Raw genomic sequence first — 13,882 nt, forward strand, 5'->3', positions numbered from 1 at the left:
ATGTGTGGCCAGATAGTACCATCTGGCCACCTTTCGTCTTGGTGGGCTAAGGGGCGCTCTCGACTCAACCCTGAGCACTACCCTAGTTTGCGCGGCAATTCTCGATCTCTGGTTTGACGCACTTCCGGACGGAAATCCGTTTCATACTTTTCCTGAAATTGCTTGGGCGGCGGCGCATGAAAAAACTGATCCTGGTCATTCTCGGCTTGACGCTGGCGGCGACGCTGTTCGCCGCCGATGCGGCGACATTGGTGCCGGCGGGGAACCGAAACGCCGAGCAGCCCGACATTCCAGGCGCTTCGAGCCGGCGCACGCAGGCGACCAACACCACCTTCCAGGCGAAATACCGCAAGGTCTATGCCTTGCTGCAGAACGACACCGATCTGCGCGGCAAGATCAAGAAGGCTGCCGCCGCCTACGGCATCGATCCGATGCACATTGTCGGCGCCATCGTCGGCGAGCACACCTACAATGTCGACGCCTATGACCGGCTGCAGACCTACTACGTCAAGGCGATCTCCTATCTCTCCAGCAAGCTGTCCTTCGCCTATGACGGCGAGGACATCACCGATTTCGTGCAGCGCCCGGAATTCAAGAAATGCGCAGCAATGTCCGACAGTTACGATCTGTGGGAATGCCGCGAGCAGGTGTGGAACCATGCGTTTCGCGGCAAGAATGTTGGCGGCGAGGACTTCCCCGACGACCGTTTCGGCGCCACCTTCTTCCAGCCTTACTATGCCGGTCAGACTTTTGGGCTTGGCCAGTTGAACCCGCTCACCGCCCTGCAGATGAGCGATCTCGTGCACAAGGTGTCGGGCCTGCCGAAGCTCGATGTCGGCGACCCCAATTCGGTCTACAAGACCATCATGGATCCGGACCTGACCTTGCCCTATGTCGCCGCGACGATCCGGAAATCGATCGATGCCTACAAGAGCATTGCCGGCTTCGACATTTCCGGCAATCCCGGACTGACCGCCACCCTCTACAATGTCGGCAATCCGGAACAGCGCGCCTATGCGCTGAAAGCGGAGAACGACAAGCGCCGCGCCGCCGGCGAACAGGCCAAACTGCCGGAAGAGAATTATTACGGCTGGCTGGTCAACGACAAGCTGCCGGAGCTCAAGGCGCTATTTTAGGACTCAGATCGGCTTCAGGCCGCCAGCAACGACTTCAGCTTGACGGCCTGTGATCCCAGCGCCTCCGGCGCCGGCTTGGCCCGCTTGCCGATCAGCATTTCGGCCAGCCGGGTGTCGCGCGCGACCGCATTGCCGGGACCGATGCCGCTGGCCGCCACGAGCCTGCCGTCCTCGGCCAGATGGAAGAGGATGAAAGCGCCGTCGCCGAGATCGCGGCGCACGGTGCCGCGGCCTTCGTCCGAGAGTCCGGCGATCTGGAGGCTCAACCCATACTGATCCGACCAGAACCACGGCACCGCGGCATGCGCCTCGGCGGCGCCGAGCATGTTTTTCGCCGCCAGCGCGCCCTGTTCCTGCGCATTGCGCCAGGCCTCCAGCCGCACGCGGCGTCCGCCATAGACGGCAAGCGGGAACGAACAGCAGTCGCCGGCGGCAAAAATGTCGGGATCGCTGCTGCGCAGCTCGGCATCGACAGCGATGCCGTTGTCGATGGTCAGGCCGGCTTCGGCCGCCAGCCCGGTCACCGGCACGGCGCCAATGCCGATAATGGCAAAGTCGGCTGATATTTCGCGCCCGCCGGAAAGCGCTATGCGCACTTGGCTGCCGTCGTCGGCGATGGTGGCAATGCCTTGGCCGCACACTATGTCGACGCCTTCGGCGACATGCGCCTGATGGATGACTTCGGCGATCTCGGCCGGCACGCCGCGCATCAGGATGCGCGGCTGCGCCTCGATGACGGTGACCGCAGCGCCGAGCTTGCGGGCCGCGGCGGCGAGTTCGAGACCGATGAAGCCGCCCCCGATGACGGCAATGCGGTTGCCGGGGCCGAGATGGGCGCGGATTGCCAGCGCATCGGCAAAGGTCCTGAGATAGACGCAGCGCGCGCCAAGACCCGGCATCGGCAGCTTGCGCGGGGCCGAGCCGGTGGCCAGCAGCAGCTTGTCGTAGGCAAGCACCGAACCATCCGCCAGGCGCACCCTATGCACCGCGCGATCGATCGCCACGGCCTGGATGGAATGGATATGCCGGATCGATTTCTCGGCCAGGATCGCGTCGCTGGCGATCGCCTTGATTTCAGGCGCGTCGCTGATCATCGCGTCCTTGGACAGCGGCGGTCGCTCGTAGGGCAGATGCGGCTCGTCGCCGACCAGCGTCACCGGCCCGTCATAGCCGAGATCACGCAGCGTGAGTGCCGCTCGCCCGCCGCATTCGCCGGCGCCGATGATGACCATGCCGCGCGCCATCTCAGTCATCCGATCTGAATCAGGACTTTGCCGGCATCGACCTTGACGGGATAAGTTTTCAGATTGACGCAGACCGGTGCGCCGCGGGCATCACCCGTCTTGTAGTTGAAGCGGCCATTGTGCTTGGGGCATTCGATAATGTCGTCCATCACCAGACCGTCGGCGAGATGCACCTTCTCATGCGTGCAGAGTCCGTCCGTGGCGAAAAATTCGTCGTCGGGGCTGCGATAGATGGCGAAGGTGCGCCCGCCATGATCGAAGCGCATCACGTCTTCGTCATCGATGTCATCGGCAGCACAGGCCTCGACCCAGTCGCTCATTCAGTCCTCCCATAAATCAGTATGGCACGATCATTCCGCCGCAGCGGCAACGGCATCGCCATGGAATTCCTCGCGGTACGGCCTGGCGGTCGGCGGCAGTTCGCGCTTGAGGAAATAGTCCTCGTTGCGCAGCTGGCGCAGGAAGGCCGGGATCATCTCGCGGTAGCCGGCCAGGATCGACGGCGTCGGCGCCGGCAAATCATGCTTGATCAGCGCATGCAGCTTCGGCAGCGCGTGATAGGGCACCATCGGGAACATGTGATGTTCCACATGATAGTTCATGTTCCAGTAGATGAAGCGGCTGATCGGGTTCATGTAGACGGTGCGGCTGTTCAGCCGATGGTCGAGGACATTGTCGGCCAGACCACCATGCTGCAGCAGGCCGACCATGACGTGATGCCAGGCGCCATAGAGACGGGGCAGGCCGACCAGCATCAGCGGCAGGAATGAACCGAAGTACAGCGCCAGCGCGATGGTTGCGGCATAGATTGCGGTCCAGATGCGGGCAATGCGGATCGCCTTGGGCTGTTCCTGCTCGGGAATGAAGGTCTTTTCGGCCGGGCTGATGTTGCCGACGGCGTTGCGCAGCATGTCCGACATCGCATGCCAGGCATCGAGCACGCCGACGAAGCCGAGGGCGGCGCGAGCCAGGTCCGGCGGCCGCATGACCGAGATTTCCGGGTCGCGGCCGACGATGATGGTGTCGGTGTGATGGCGCGTATGGCTCCAGCGCCAGGTCACCGGATTGCGCATGATCATGAAGCAGGCGATCTGATAGACCGCATCATTCATCCATTGCGTCCGGAACGCCGTGCCGTGGCCGCATTCGTGCCAGCGTGAATCGGTGGAGGAGCCGTAGAGAACGCCATAGACGAAGAAGAACGGCACGCACCACCAGCTGCCCCACAACAAGGCGCCACCGGCGCCGCTGACGACCAGCGCGGCAATCCAGATCGCCGTGTCGCGGATCGCCGGTCCGTCGGAGCGCTGCATCAGCTCCTTCATCTGCTTGCGGGGAATGTCGGTGTGATACCACTCAGCCGCCGACAGGCCGTTCTCCACGGCGAGCTTGGCGTCGCGGCCGGTCAGGCTGTAGTCACGCCGGGACGGCGTTGTGGACATGATTGCCTCCCTCGGCAAGAGCATCAGCCAGAGCAAATGCCCGCCAGCCCTTTACCTTGAGGCTCCAGAAATAGCGCAAGCGAATGATAGACTCAACATCACAAAGATAGTTTCTATCATTTCCTATCAGAATGATGTAGGAACGCTCGAACACTGCATTGAGGCGAGCATGGCGAAACGGCCGACCATATCAGATCTGGCGCGCATCTCCGGCGTCAGTGTTGCCACGGTGGACCGCGTGCTCAACAGCCGCCTGCCGGTGCGCCAGGACACGGCGCGCCGCGTCTACGAGGCAGCGACCGAGATCGGCTACCACGCCGCAGGGCTGATCAAGCAGCGGATGCGCCATGAATTGCCCGAGTATCGGCTCGGCTTCCTGCTGCTGCGGGGCAATTATGTCTTCTACAGCGAGTTCGCCCGTGAGCTTGAACTGGCCATGACGCGATCGCCCCGCTTTCGCGGCGTCGCCATCATCGATTTTGCCGACTCGCTGGCGCCCGACGAGATCGTCGAGCGCGCGCGCAAACTGGCGACCAAGTGCCGGGCCGTGGCGCTGGTCGGGCCGGATCACCCGACACTGACGGTCGCGGTCGAGGAGATGAAAGGAAAAGGGCTGCCGGTGTTTTCCCTGCTGTCCGACTTTGCCGCCGGCATTCGCGAAGGCTATGTCGGCCTCGACAACCGCAAGGTCGGCCGTACCGCGGCCTGGATGATCTCGAAGGCGGCGAAACGGCCTGGCAAGGTCGCGCTGTTCGTCGGCAGTCACCGTTTCCACGGGCACGAGCTGCGCGAGATCGGCTTTCGCTCCTTCTTTCGCGAACAGGCACCGGACTTCACCTTGCTGGAAACGCTGGTCAATCTCGAGGCCAACCAGATCACGCAAGACACGTTGCTCGAGCTTCTTGATCGCCATCCGGATCTGGTCGGCTGTTACGTCGCCGGCGGCGGCATGGAAGGCGCGGTCGCGGCTCTGCGGCAAGCCAAGCCGGCCGAGATGCCGGCGGTTATCTGCAACGAGATCACGGCGGTGTCGCGCTCGGCGCTGGCCGATAACATCCTGACGATGGTGATTTCCACGCCGCTGGCGGCCCTTTGCCGCGAACTGGTCGACCTGATGGCGCATGCCATCGAGACAGGTGCCGCGAACGCGCCTGGCCAGACCTTTCTGCCGTTCGACATCTATCTGCCCGAGAATATCTAACGATGCTCTTGCGCCGTCAGGCATCGCCCAGTTGAGTTGACGCAGAATCCGGCCGCCAATATAGACCGCTGATGGGTGAGGACAGGTTCGGGTACATCGCGTTCGGCAAGGACGAGCTCTATGCTCGCGGGGCGCTCTTCAGCGCCCTTCGACTGTTGCATTATACGCCCGGAGCCAGAATTTCAGTCCTGACCGACCGGCCGGGCGTTTTCGACGGCTATCCAATCGAAGCGATCGAGCTTACCGCCAAAGACATGGCCGATATGTCTTTTGGCGATCGGTACATGTTTGGCATCAAGGCTGCCGGCATTATCAAATTACTGCAGCGTTGCGAGCGGCTGTTTGTCCTGGATACGGACATATATCCGGTAGGCGATATCTCAGGCTGTTTCCGCCGCATCTCCCCTACGACCTCGATCATGTACAAGCGTGAGGGGCGTCCGAAGCAAGAATATCGAGGCCTCCGCGGCAAAGGCATTGCTCTTCAGGGCCAGGAGATCACAGGTGATGAGACGATGTGGGCGAGCGGCGTTCTTGGCGTTCACCATGACAACATTCCGGCGCTAGAGCGGGCATACTCCACCGTCATGAAGGTGCGGGACTTTGTCGGGGTTCACACTCCAGAGCAGTTTTGTACAGGCATTGCGCTCTCGCAGGAGGGTCGCTCAATCACACCTCATCATCTGCCCATCCGCAACTACACGACCCGGGGGCGCAAGCTTTTTGCTCGACAGAGAATTGATGCCTTTTTCGAGCAGACCAGCAGCCTTGGCGTGTCTGAGCAGATCGAGCAGGCGGGGCGTTATCGGGTTTGGCGGGCGCCGCTGGACCTGTTGATGCAACGGGATATCTGGCACTTCTAGGCCACGCGCACTGTCCCGTCGCTGATTTTCCCAGACTTGCCTCGGCTTGGGCCGGCACTGGCAAGGCACATACTTGCTCACCCGCCTCGACGTCGTTTCCCCGGCATCGGCCAAAATCGCGCCTCCGGTTTTGGAATCGCCCTTGACGCCTCGTGGCGAAATGGAATAAATATTTCACCGACTGTACATTTTGGTCCTTTCGTTCCGTAACACCTGTTTTAAGCAGAGGGTTGGCGTTCCAGCAAATGCAGGGAATGCGGAACGAGACGGCATCAGGGAGAGATTCCCCGGGGAGATCGGGGATTCCGGATCGATCGGTGCAACCGGACACCAAAAGTGGAGGAGAAATACAATGAAGAAACTGCTTTTGGGCGTCGCTTTCGCGGCGCTGATGAGTTCATCGGCCATGGCCGCCAAGATCGGCGTGTCGATGGCCAAGTTCGACGACAACTTCCTCACCGTGCTGCGCAACGGCATGATCGCGCAGGCCAAGGGCATAAGCGGCGTTGAGCTGCAGGTCGAAGACGCGCAGAACGACGTTGCCAAGCAACTCGACCAGATCAAGAATTTCGCCGCTTCGGGCGTCGACGCGATCATCGTCAATCCGGTCGACACTTCGGCCACGCAGGCGATGTCGGACGCTGCCGCTGCCGCCAAGATCCCGCTGGTCTACGTCAATCGCCAACCGGTCAATGTCGACACGCTGCCGGCCAACCAGGCCTTCGTCGCCTCGAACGAAGCCGATTCCGGCACGCTCGAGACCAAGGAAGTCTGCCGCCTGTTCAAGGAAGCCGGCAAGAAGGAAGCCAATGTCTATGTGATCATGGGCGAGCTTTCCAATCAGGCAGCCGTGCAGCGCACCAAGGACATCGAAGAGGTGATCGCCACGCCGGATTGCAGCTTCATCAAGATCATCGACAAGCAGACGTCGAACTGGAACCGCGACGAAGCGCAGAACCTGATGACCAACTGGCTGTCGACGGGCAAGAAGTTCGATGGCGTTATCGCCAACAATGACGAAAGCGCCATCGGCGCCATCCAGGCGATGAAGGCCGCCAACATCGACATGAAGACTGTTGTCGTCGGCGGTGTCGACGCCACCCAGGACGCGCTGGTGGCAATGCAAGCGGGCGATCTTGACGCGACCGTGTTCCAGGACGCGGCCGGCCAAGGCGCGGGCGCTCTGGATGCAGCGCTCAAGCTGGCCAAGGGCGAGAAGGTCGACCACAAGGTCTACATTCCCTTCCAACTGGTCACACCGGCGAACATCGCCAAGTTCCTGAAGAAGAACTGAGTAGCGAACGGTTCGATACAGAGCGGCGCTCTCGACAGAAAGTCAGCGCCGCTCCTGTTTCCCTCGACGCCGGTAAGGCGGCGAGGGTGAGTGCAGCTGACGGAGGACAGAAAACTTGTCACAGACATCCCATGGCGTCGGCGGGGTCAGCTATGACGCAAAGAAGCGGACATGGCCGGCCGAGTTCAACGTTTTCCTGGCGCTCGTCATCCTCGTCGTCATCTTCGAAGTCATCGGCCGCCTCTTTCTCGGCGACTCCTTCCTGTTCAACACCCGCAGCGACGTCTCCGGCATCTTCAACGAGGCGCGCCTGCAGATCATCATCCTGCAAGTGTCGATCGTCGGCATCATCGCTATCGGCGTCACGCAGGTGATCATTTGCGGCGGCATCGACCTATCCTCCGGCTCCATCGTCGGCGCCACCGCGATGATCGCCATGAGTTTCGCCCAGGTGGCGACCGTCAACGGCAATCCCAACCCCAAGGCGATGTTCCTGGCGCAAGGCTGGACCGACCTGCCGGTCATCGTGCCGGTGCTGGTGGCGATCGGCTGCGGCCTGTTCGCCGGCCTGGTCAACGGCGCCTTGATTGCCTACACGCGCATTCCGCCGTTCATCGCCACGCTCGGCATGATGGTGACCGCGCGCGGCATTGCCAAATGGTGGTCGAAGGGCCAGCCTATCTCGTTTCCCACCGACGGTTTCGCTGCGATCGGCAAAGGCCTGATGCCCGTCATCATCTTTCTGTCGCTGGCGATCCTGTTCCAGCTGATCATGACCTACACCAGGTACGGCAAGCATTGTTACGCGATCGGCTCCAACGAGGATGCCGCGCGCATGTCCGGCATCAAGATCGCCAATCACAAGATCCTCGTCTACGTCATCGCCGGCATACTCGCCGCGCTTGCCGCGGTGGTGCTCTCTTCCAAGAATCTCACCGCGCAATCCGGCATGGGCGTGATGTATGAACTCGACGCCATCGCCATGGCGGTCATCGGCGGCGTCTCGCTGTCGGGCGGCCGCGGCTCGATCGTCGGCACGGTGATCGGCTCGCTGATCTTCGGCGTCATCATCTCCGGCTTCACCTTCCTGCGCCTCGACGCCTACTACCAGGAGATGGTCAAGGGCGTGATCATTGTCGGCGCCGTCGTTCTCGACCAGTGGCGCCAACGCCTGCGGGCATTGAGGGCTTGACCATGTCAGACATTGTCCTGAAGACCGAAAACCTGACCAAGCGCTATGGCGGCGTGCATGCGCTGGAAGGCGCCAACTTCGAGCTGCGCAAGGGCGAGCATGTCGCCATCATGGGCGACAACGGTGCCGGCAAATCGACCTTCGTGCGCCAGATCACCGCTGTCGAACAACGCACGAGCGGCCAGATCTGGTTTGACGGCAAGGAAGTGAATTTTGCCGGGCCTATCGAGGCCCGCACGGCGGGCATCGAGACCGTGTTCCAGAACCTGGCGCTGGCCGACGACCTCGACGTGCCGTCGAACCTGTTCCTCGGCCGCGAAAAGGTGCTGTTCAATCTCGGCCCATTCTCGATCCTCGACCGCAAATACATGCGCAAGGCGACCGAAGCGGCGCTGATCCGCACGGCGGTGAAGATCCCCAACCTGTCCAACACCATCCGTCACATGTCGGGCGGCCAGCGGCAGTGCGTGGCGATCGCCAGGACGGCAACCTTCGCCTCCAAGCTGATCATCATGGACGAGCCGACGGCGGCGCTCGGCGTGCAGGAGACGGCGCAGGTCGAAAACATCATCCGCACACTGAAAGACAATGGCGAGCCGCTGATCCTGATCAGCCACAATATGCGCCAGGTGTTCGACCTTTGCGATCGCATCGTCGTCTTCCGGCGCGGCCGCATCGTCGCCAATCTGCGCAAGGAGAACACCGACGGCCAGGATATCGTCTCCTACATCACCGGCGCCAAGACCGGAGAGGCGGAACTCGCGGCTTGAGGCCGGCCGGCTGGTCACCCTGCTCCGGGACGATCTGCCGCGCCAAGAAAATACCCCAGCCACCTTTCCCGGAGGGGAAGGTGCGGACACAACTCTCTCGAACCCATCCCTAGAGGAAATATCCATGACTGTTCGCTTCGCCCTCCTCGGTGCCGGCCGCATCGGCAAGGTCCATGCCCGCGCCGTCGGTTCAAACCCGCAGGCCAAACTGGTTGCCGTTGCCGACGCCTTCGAGAAGGCGGCAAAGGAACTGGCATCGGCCTATGGCGCCGCGGTGCGCACCATCGACGCCATCGAGAAATCCGCGGATATCGACGCCGTCGTCATCTGCACACCGACCGACACCCATGCCGATCTGATCGAGCGCTTCGCCAAGGCCGGCAAGGCGATCTTCTGCGAGAAGCCGATCGACCTGAGCGTAAAGCGTGTGGAAAAATGCCTGGCCGTGGTCGAGAAGGCCAAGGCGACGCTGATGGTCGGTTTCAACAGGCGCTTCGACCCGCATTTCGCCGCCGTGCGCAAGGCGATCGACGACGGCGCGATCGGCACCGTCGAGATGGTCACCATCACTTCGCGCGATCCCGGCCCGCCGCCGCTGGACTATATCGCCCGCTCGGGCGGCATTTTCCGCGACATGACCATCCACGATTTCGACATGGCGCGCTTCCTGCTCGGCGAGGAGCCGGTGGCGGTCAGCGCGCATGCCTCGGTGCTGGTCGACAAGAAGATCGGCGAGGCCGGCGATTTCGACTCGGTCAGCGTCATCCTCGAAACCGCTTCCGGCAAGCAGGCCGTCATCTCCAACTCGCGCCGCGCCACCTACGGCTACGACCAGCGCATCGAGGTGCATGGCTCGAAGGGCATGATAGCTGCCGAAAACCAGCGGCCGGTATCGATCGAACTGGCCAACGAGAAGGGCTATACGCGCCCGCCGCTGCACGACTTCTTCATGACCCGCTATCTCGACGCCTATGCCCTTGAAATCGCTGCCTTCATCACCGCAGCAACCTCCGGCAAGAAGGCGGCACCGAGCGGCGCGGATGGGCTCGTGGCGCTGAAGCTGGCGGATGCGGCGCTGAAGTCGGCGACCACGGGCAAGACCGTCCGTCTCGACAAGTAAGAACCGGACCCAAGCCACAGGAGCAGAACGATGAGCGCATCAGCCGATCGCAATTCACAGACACGCGCCATCGTTACCGGCGGCGCGCAAGGTATCGGCTTTGCAGTCGCCGAGGCGCTGGCCGACGAGGGCTGCCGCGCACTGGCGCTCCTCGGCCGCTCGCAGGAGAAGGGCGACAAGGCTGTCGCTCACTTCAAGAAAGCCGGCGTCGACGCCATCTTCATCAGCGCCGACGTTTCAAAGGTGGCCGACTGCAAGCGCGCGGTAGCGACAGCACTCTCGCATTTCGGCACCCTCAACGCGCTGGTCAATGCCGCCGCCACGTCGGCGCGCGGGTCGCTGGTCGAAACGTCGGAAGAGCTTTTCGACCAGATCTTCGACACCAATGTGCGCGGACCCTTCTTCCTGATGCAGGGGCTGGTCGCCCATCTGCTGGAGCGCAAGGCGCCGGGCTCGATCGTCAACGTGCTGTCGATGTCGGCGCATGCCGGCCAGTCCTTCCTGACGCCCTATTCAACCAGCAAGGGCGCGCTGATGACGCTGACCAAGAATGTCGCCAGCTCGTACCGGAAGAACCGCATCCGCTGCAATGCCGTGCTGCCCGGCTGGATGGACACCGAAGGTGAGGCGATCGTGCAGAAGAAATGGCACGATGCGCCGGATGACTGGCTGGAAAAGGCCGAGGCCGCGCAACCGATGGGCCAGTTGGTGAAGCCGGCACAACTCGCCCGGCTGATCAGCTACATGATCAGCCCGCAGGCCGGCGTCATGACCGGGTCGCTGGTCGACTACGACCAGAACATTGCCGGGGTGGTCGGCGAGTAGGGGGCGTGACAAACGCCTCCGCATCAACTATATGAGCCGCATGATCAACCTGTCCGCCACGTATTGGTACTTTAGGAGCTCGCTGGCGGCGGGAGGATTGCGCTCGATCTGAAGATTGCAGCAACAACATCCGAACAGCCGCCAGACCTGGCGGCTTTTTTGTTTCAGCCGGCAGGTCTCCTAAACCCAGGAGAAGAAAGCCGTGTTGACCACCACAGACGACCTTCGGGTCAAGGAAATCCGAGAACTGAGTACACCGGATCAGGTGATGCGGGAGATCCCGCGCACGCTGACGGCAACGCGCACCGTGAGCGCGTCACGCAACGCCATCCACGCCATCCTGAACGGAACCGACGACCGGCTGCTCGTCGTCGTCGGGCCCTGTTCGATCCACGATCCGGTCGCGGCCGTCGACTATGCCAGCCGTCTGGCGGCGCTGCGCGAGACCCTGTCCGACCGGCTCGAGATCGTGATGCGCGTTTATTTCGAGAAGCCGCGCACCACGGTAGGCTGGAAGGGCCTGATCAACGATCCCGATCTTGACGGCAGCTTCAACATCGACAAGGGGCTGCGGATGGCGCGCAACGTGCTGTCGGCGGTCAACAATCTCGGCCTGCCGGCGGCAACTGAGTTCCTCGACATGACGACGCCGCAATACATTGCCGACCTTGTCGCCTGGGGCGCCATTGGCGCGCGCACCACCGAGAGCCAGATCCATCGCGAACTGGCCTCGGGCCTATCCTGCCCGGTCGGCTTCAAGAACGGTACAGACGGCAATCTCAGGATCGCCGCCGAGGCGGTGAAATCCGCCGCCCAGCCGCATCATTTCATGGCGGTGACCAAGGGCGGACGCAGCGGCATCGCAACGACGACCGGCAATGAGGACTGCCATGTCATCCTGCGCGGCGGTGTTCAGCCCAATTATGACGCGGCAAGCGTCGAAGCCGCATCTGTGGAACTCGCCCATATCGGTGTCGCGCCTCGGCTGATGATCGATGTCAGCCACGCCAACTCAGCCAAGAAGCCCGAGAACCAGCCCATGGTCGCGGCCGACGTGGCGGGCCAGGTGGCGGCGGGCGACGAGCGCATCATCGGCCTCATGATCGAGAGCAATCTCGTTGCCGGCCGGCAGGACGTGGTGCCCGGCAAGCCGCTCGTCTACGGCCAGAGCATCACCGATGGCTGCATCGACTGGGCGACCACCGAGACCGTGCTGCACGGCCTTGCCGGGGCCGTCGAATGGCGCCGCTCAGCGCGCCGCGCCATGCTGGAAAGCCGGCAGGGCGCCGCCTGATACAGTTGGTGATATAGCAGGGCGGCGCTAACAGGGGCTACGCCGCCCTCAGTCCCTCCCAGGCGGTAAATACGGCAACCGCAAAGAGCAGCAGTCCGGCCGCGCGGCCGGCAAGAGTGGTCGCCCGCGGATTGGCGATCAAAAGATTGCGGCTGCGGCCGGCTGTGATCGCGAGCCCACCATAGATCGCGGCCTGGGTCAGGACCGTCATCATGCCCATGACAGTCGCTTGCATCCAGATCGGGCCGTAGTCCGGCTTCAGGAACTGCGGATAGACGGCAAGCACGAACAAGTATGCCTTGGGATTGATCAGGCAGGTTACGAGTCCTTGTCGAAACGCCTTCCATGCGGAGCGGCTGCCGGCGGGTCCGCCCTCGCCAACAGTGATGGAACTGCGCATCAGCATGATGCCGATGAAGGCCATGTAGGCGGCGCCGGCGATCAGCAGCGGCTTGAACAGGATCGGCACGAAATGCATCAGCAGGCCGACGCCGATGGCGCCGTTCAGCGTGTGCACCATGCCACCGACCATGATGCCGCCGGTCGCGGCCAGGCCCCTGTCGCGTCCGCCGGTCAGCGCATTGGCAAGCACGAACAGCATGTCCATGCCCGGAACGACGATGATGCCGAACAGCAGGATAAAGAAAAGCCAGAGATTTTCCGCATAACCCATGTCAGTTGCCTGTCGCCTCGCTCCGCCAAGCCGCTGCGGAACCTGTTGATTTTCAATTCGATAGGCGATCCTATAGATCAGCCCAACTGACGATGGTGTGTCAGTTGTGATCGGCATCGGGTGAGAAAAATGCGCAAAGCGTCACGCCTGTTCGAGATCATACAGATCCTGCGGTTGGCAAGGCAGCCGGTGACGGCGGCCATGATCGCCGAGCGGCTGGAAGTGACGATACGGTCGATCTATCGCGATATTGCTGCCCTGCAGGCGATGCGCGTGCCGATCGAAGGCGGGCGCGGCATCGGCTATATATTGCGCCCTGGCTTCGACCTGCCGCCGCTGATGTTTTCGATCGAGGAGATGGAGGCGATCGTGCTGTCGCTGGCGCTGCTAGAGCGCACGGGCGACGACGAGCTCAAGCAGGCGGCCAAGCGGGTCAGCGCCAAGATCGCCGGCGCCGTGCCGCCGCCTTTGCGCCAGACATTCGAAGCCAATGCGCTGCATGCTTGGGGTTTTTCCGCGCCTTCGGCCGGCACGATCGACCTGGCGCTTGTGCGCCGCGCCATCCGCGACGAGGAGAAGCTCGACCTTTCCTATCGCGACGAGATGGGCCGAACCTCCGAGCGCCTCATCCGCCCGATCGCGCTCATCTACTACGCCGAGACCGCCAACATCGTCGCTTGGTGCGAGTTGCGGCAAGCCATCCGCAATTTCCGCAGCGACCGCATCGAGGATTGCCAGCCGACCGGGCTACGCTTCAAGGGCGAAGGCGATCGCTTGCGGCAGGTCTGGGTGAACGGCTGGGAGGCGAACGCCGCTGCCGGTGGTTGA

General features: G+C 62.5%; 14 protein-coding genes. 10 read left to right on the forward strand and 4 right to left on the reverse strand.

Going from position 1 to position 13,882, the window contains the following annotated elements; translation table 11 throughout:
- The first annotated feature begins 176 nt into the window (after positions 1 to 176).
- Entirely contained in the window at positions 177 to 1,136 is a 960-nt protein-coding gene (locus HGP13_RS02320; protein ID WP_172220957.1) for a DUF1402 family protein, read from the forward strand.
- A gap of 14 nt (positions 1,137 to 1,150) precedes the next feature.
- On the opposite strand, the gene HGP13_RS02325 is transcribed toward HGP13_RS02320, so the two are convergent.
- From HGP13_RS02325 to HGP13_RS02335, 3 genes are read right to left on the reverse strand one after another with little or no spacing between them, the layout of a single operon-like run.
- Positions 1,151 to 2,389 (reverse strand): FAD-dependent oxidoreductase, encoded by a 1,239-nt coding sequence (locus HGP13_RS02325; protein ID WP_172220960.1) that lies wholly within the window; start codon positions 2,387 to 2,389, stop codon positions 1,151 to 1,153.
- On the reverse strand, positions 2,386 to 2,700 hold the full coding sequence (locus tag HGP13_RS02330) for a MocE family 2Fe-2S type ferredoxin (protein WP_172220963.1): 315 nt from the start codon (positions 2,698 to 2,700) through the stop codon (positions 2,386 to 2,388). Before HGP13_RS02330 ends, HGP13_RS02325 begins: the two co-directional genes overlap by 4 nt.
- 30 nt (positions 2,701 to 2,730) lie before the next feature.
- The gene (locus HGP13_RS02335; protein WP_172220966.1) at positions 2,731 to 3,822 is read right to left on the reverse strand and encodes a fatty acid desaturase family protein; all 1,092 of its coding nucleotides are present in this window, start codon (positions 3,820 to 3,822) and stop codon (positions 2,731 to 2,733) included.
- Positions 3,823 to 3,991: 169 nt separating this feature from the next.
- On the opposite strand from HGP13_RS02335, the gene HGP13_RS02340 reads away from it, so the two are divergent.
- The 8 genes from HGP13_RS02340 (at position 3,992) to HGP13_RS02375 (ending at position 12,381) form a co-directional block, all read left to right on the forward strand.
- Positions 3,992 to 5,023 carry a LacI family DNA-binding transcriptional regulator gene (locus HGP13_RS02340; protein WP_172220969.1) on the forward strand — a complete coding sequence of 344 codons (1,032 nt, stop codon included), beginning with the start codon at positions 3,992 to 3,994 and terminating at the stop codon, positions 5,021 to 5,023.
- Between the two features lie 71 nt (positions 5,024 to 5,094).
- Positions 5,095 to 5,886 carry a hypothetical protein gene (locus HGP13_RS02345; RefSeq protein WP_172220972.1) on the forward strand — a complete coding sequence of 264 codons (792 nt, stop codon included), beginning with the start codon at positions 5,095 to 5,097 and terminating at the stop codon, positions 5,884 to 5,886.
- Positions 5,887 to 6,238: 352 nt separating this feature from the next.
- A complete protein-coding gene (locus HGP13_RS02350; protein WP_172220975.1) occupies positions 6,239 to 7,180 on the forward strand; it encodes a sugar ABC transporter substrate-binding protein in 942 nt (313 codons plus the stop codon).
- A 115-nt stretch (positions 7,181 to 7,295) separates the two neighbouring features.
- Positions 7,296 to 8,372, forward strand: coding sequence for an ABC transporter permease (locus HGP13_RS02355; RefSeq protein WP_172220978.1), 1,077 nt, complete (start codon positions 7,296 to 7,298; stop codon positions 8,370 to 8,372).
- Positions 8,373 to 8,374: 2 nt separating this feature from the next.
- Complete coding sequence (locus tag HGP13_RS02360; protein ID WP_027040720.1) at positions 8,375 to 9,142, forward strand: ATP-binding cassette domain-containing protein; 768 nt, start codon at positions 8,375 to 8,377, stop codon at positions 9,140 to 9,142.
- 124 nt (positions 9,143 to 9,266) lie between these two features.
- Positions 9,267 to 10,262, forward strand: a complete 996-nt coding sequence (iolG, locus tag HGP13_RS02365; protein WP_172220981.1) for an inositol 2-dehydrogenase — start codon at positions 9,267 to 9,269, stop codon at positions 10,260 to 10,262.
- A 30-nt stretch (positions 10,263 to 10,292) separates the two neighbouring features.
- Positions 10,293 to 11,087 (forward strand): SDR family oxidoreductase, encoded by a 795-nt coding sequence (locus HGP13_RS02370; RefSeq protein WP_172220984.1) that lies wholly within the window; start codon positions 10,293 to 10,295, stop codon positions 11,085 to 11,087.
- Between the two features lie 202 nt (positions 11,088 to 11,289).
- Positions 11,290 to 12,381 carry a 3-deoxy-7-phosphoheptulonate synthase gene (locus HGP13_RS02375; protein WP_172220987.1) on the forward strand — a complete coding sequence of 364 codons (1,092 nt, stop codon included), beginning with the start codon at positions 11,290 to 11,292 and terminating at the stop codon, positions 12,379 to 12,381.
- Positions 12,382 to 12,418: 37 nt separating this feature from the next.
- On the opposite strand, the gene HGP13_RS02380 is transcribed toward HGP13_RS02375, so the two are convergent.
- A complete protein-coding gene (locus HGP13_RS02380; RefSeq protein WP_172220990.1) occupies positions 12,419 to 13,054 on the reverse strand; it encodes a LysE family translocator in 636 nt (211 codons plus the stop codon).
- Positions 13,055 to 13,183: 129 nt separating this feature from the next.
- Between HGP13_RS02380 and HGP13_RS02385 the strand changes: the two genes are divergently transcribed.
- Positions 13,184 to 13,882, forward strand: coding sequence for a YafY family protein (locus tag HGP13_RS02385; RefSeq protein WP_172220993.1), 699 nt, complete (start codon positions 13,184 to 13,186; stop codon positions 13,880 to 13,882).

The organism is Mesorhizobium sp. NZP2077, from assembly GCF_013170805.1.
Classification (GTDB): Bacteria; Pseudomonadota; Alphaproteobacteria; order Rhizobiales; family Rhizobiaceae; genus Mesorhizobium.